The following is a 2,194-nucleotide window of genomic DNA, read 5'->3' on the forward strand; positions in this document are numbered from 1 at the left end:
GCGGGACATTGTCCCGGACACGAGGGTGGGACGGACAGGGACACCACCCTATAGGGTGTCCCGATGTCCCACTTGTCCCGGTCATGCAGTGAGCCAAATCAGTTCTAGGCCGTCAGCGAGCTCGCCTGCGATCAGGCCGGCAGAGTGAGCGGCCTTGAAGTTTCGTTGCCACGCCTTGCGCTCGGCTTCAGTTCGGTCTCCTTCGCCCGTGCTGACATAACGCTGGCTGTGGATCGTTCGGGCGGCAGTGACCGTGGCGGCTTTCACCGTCTGCCCGCCACCACTGATGCGATGGTCTGTTCCGTCGTTAAGAATGGCTGCGGCGACGCAGTCGCGGACCAGCCTTAAGCCTGGAGCCCATTTAGGAGATGTCTTGCGGCCCGGCAGCGCGTCGGTGTGTTCGACGATGTTGACGGTTATCGGGTCGCCATCCTCATCCCTGCCAAAGTCGTGAATTTCTGATCTAAAGGAAAACAGCGGGCCTTCCGGCGCGTCATTGGCCTTTGTGATAGTCGCGGTTTTAATGTCGTCGCCGCTGATCGTCACCATCAGGTCGACATCGCCCAACAGGGCGTTGGATCCTCTGGCGCCTCTAGTCTCGTCCTTGCCGGTATGGCCTATCAATGCGACGTGGACGCCAGTGTTATTTTTGACGCGCTGGATGTTGCCGAAGACGGCGCCCTGGTCCTTTGCGCTATTCTCATCTCCGCCGGCTGCGGCGATCAGTTTGGCAAATGTATCAATGATCACCAGGCCAATATCGACGCCCAGAATTGTCTTGGCATCGCGGATCGTATCCACCACCCGCTTGAATGCGTCGGGCTTCGTTAGGTCAATAGTGGCGCTAGATACACAGATGGGCGTACCGGAAAGACCAAGTTTCCGCCTGTGCGCGCGTAGCCGGCGCTTCACAAGGTCGGCCCGCTCAATCGCAAAGTAGACCACTCCGGCCGCGGTCTTGCTCCGGTAGTCCTGCCAATCGAGCCCGGCGCCTACACTGATTGCAGCCGAGGCCAATAATGCTGATTTCAATGAACCGGGTGGCCCAATCCAGGCCGATGTCTCGCCCCGAGCAAAAATGCCCTTAATGAGCCATTGTTTCTCCGGCGGAGCGGCTTCCATTTCGTCAAACGTCACGAATGGATAACCTTGCATAGTTGCTACGCGCCGCAGAGGTGTCGAGGTCTCCAGAAACTCAGGCTCGATCATTCGGCCACCATCAGCTCGGGATAAACCAGATCGAGCGCACCCATCTGGTTTAGCTCGGCGTCAACCTGATCGGAGGTCATGCTGCCAGCCTTCAGGGCAAGTCCAAGCCTGACGGCCTCGCTGTCGAGCCAGCGGGCCCGGCTGCACATGAAGCGCAGGCCGGCGAGTTGCAGGAGCTTACGGATTTTAGGGTCGCTTACAGCCAAAGGCGATGGGGCGGAACAGGTCTGCGGTTGAACAGGCGCGTTCATGCGTCACCGCGCGGATCAATGATGACGCGCTCAATGCGCAATTTATTTCCGTCCGCGGCTGCCGCGATCTCGGCGGCAAGATTCAGGGGCAGCACGACAAGTGGCTCCCTCCGATCGGCCCGAACTATCAGAAGGTCGCGGGCTTCCAGCCAGGCGTACAGCTGGGCGAAGCCGGTGGAGCGAACCTTCACCTCCGCAACACGGTCGATGCCGAGAACGGGGATCGTCACGTCACCGAGATACGATCCTCCGGCGGCACCGCTGAGCGGAACGCGCTCGGCAGCGAAGCCTCGATCTTGAAGGAATTGGACAATAGCACGTTCGGCGCGATTGCCTTTATCGCGTGATTTCCTGCCTCCGTTCATGACGCGTCCCCGTGAAATAACGGGGCAATAATTGCTGCCATGGCAAGGCTGATCGCGCAACGGCGCGTCAATCGAGATGCTTGAAGTGTACGGAGGGGGAGGGTACATTCCGAAGTGATCGAGCCAGCCAGCAGATCAGAGTTCGGAACGCCCCGTGCCGCCAGCGCGGGGTTTTCCATGTGAGGCTGCATGATCAGGCCGCAGCCTCCGTCTTTAAGAGAGCGCTGGCCTCTAATAGCCCCTCGACAAGCTCGAGGAGATAATCGCGCCCGATGACAATGTGGCGCGGTGTCGGCTCCCAGTCGCTGTCGCGATGCCGCTCGAAAACGCGAACCTCGCACTTAAGGGTACCGTCAAAGTCTCGTAGTC

At 59.7% G+C, this 2,194-nt stretch carries 3 protein-coding genes; all 3 read right to left on the minus strand.

Translation table 11 applies throughout. The features are described from left to right. Window positions 1–81: 81 nt before the first annotated feature. The 3 genes from AC1D00_RS37750 to AC1D00_RS37760 are packed head-to-tail and all read right to left on the minus strand — an operon-like array spanning window position 82 to window position 1,825. The gene (locus AC1D00_RS37750; protein WP_477014172.1) at window positions 82–1,209 is read right to left on the minus strand and encodes an AAA family ATPase; all 1,128 of its coding nucleotides are present in this window, start codon (window positions 1,207–1,209) and stop codon (window positions 82–84) included. After that, window positions 1,206–1,460 carry a hypothetical protein gene (locus tag AC1D00_RS37755; protein WP_477014173.1) on the minus strand — a complete coding sequence of 85 codons (255 nt, stop codon included), beginning with the start codon at window positions 1,458–1,460 and terminating at the stop codon, window positions 1,206–1,208. Before AC1D00_RS37755 ends, AC1D00_RS37750 begins: the two co-directional genes overlap by 4 nt. Then, a complete protein-coding gene (locus AC1D00_RS37760; RefSeq protein ID WP_477014174.1) occupies window positions 1,457–1,825 on the minus strand; it encodes a hypothetical protein in 369 nt (122 codons plus the stop codon). Before AC1D00_RS37760 ends, AC1D00_RS37755 begins: the two co-directional genes overlap by 4 nt. Between the last annotated feature and the right edge of the window lie 369 nt (window positions 1,826–2,194).

Source organism: Bradyrhizobium sp. P2_E8 (assembly GCF_056403875.1).